This window comes from Streptomyces sp. WM4235 (assembly GCF_001279725.1).
Classification (GTDB): Bacteria; Actinomycetota; Actinomycetes; order Streptomycetales; family Streptomycetaceae; genus Streptomyces.
This window is the reverse complement of the sequence record NZ_LGDE01000272.1, coordinates 1-515: the sequence shown is the minus strand read 5'-3', so window position 1 is coordinate 515 and position 515 is coordinate 1. Positions and strand designations below refer to the sequence as shown.

Sequence of the window (515 nt, the reverse complement as noted above, 5' to 3'; positions counted from 1 at the left end):
CCGTCAGACACAAAGGCCCCGTCAGACACAACGGCCCCGTCAGACACAACGGCCCCGTCGCCCCCGTCGACCCCGCCCGAGAAGCCCGCCAACTCCCCCGCGTCCCGGGCCATCCGCAGCAGCCGGCAGACCACCGACAGCCACGCCCCGTGGAAGTCCACCACCGCCGGTTGCTGCCCCGCGCACTCCTTGGTGATCCGGAAGCTCGCCGGGATCGCCGGGTCCTCGTGCAGGGTCCGCGCCAGCCAGTGCGTCGTGCCGATCAGCGCCTGCAACGGCGAGTCCCCCGCCTCCCGCAATCCCCGTACCGCCTCGTGCAACAGCCCACAGCCCCACTGCTGCACCGCGTCCGCCAGCTCGTCCTTCGAGGCGAAGTGGAAGTACAGCGCCCCTTTCGTGACCCCGGCCGCACCCGCGATCTCGCCGAGCGTCGCATTGGCGTAGCCGTTCCGGTGGAACATCTCGGCTCCGGCGAAGAGCAGTCGCCTACGCGTCCGCTCCGACCTCTCCTGCAC

At 71.1% G+C, this 515-nt stretch carries 1 protein-coding gene; it reads right to left on the bottom strand.

All coding sequences use genetic code 11. The annotated features are described in order from the left end of the window. Positions 1–515: ScbR family autoregulator-binding transcription factor (locus ADK55_RS19345; RefSeq protein ID WP_159041473.1), on the bottom strand; the 515-nt coding region annotated here is incomplete at both ends.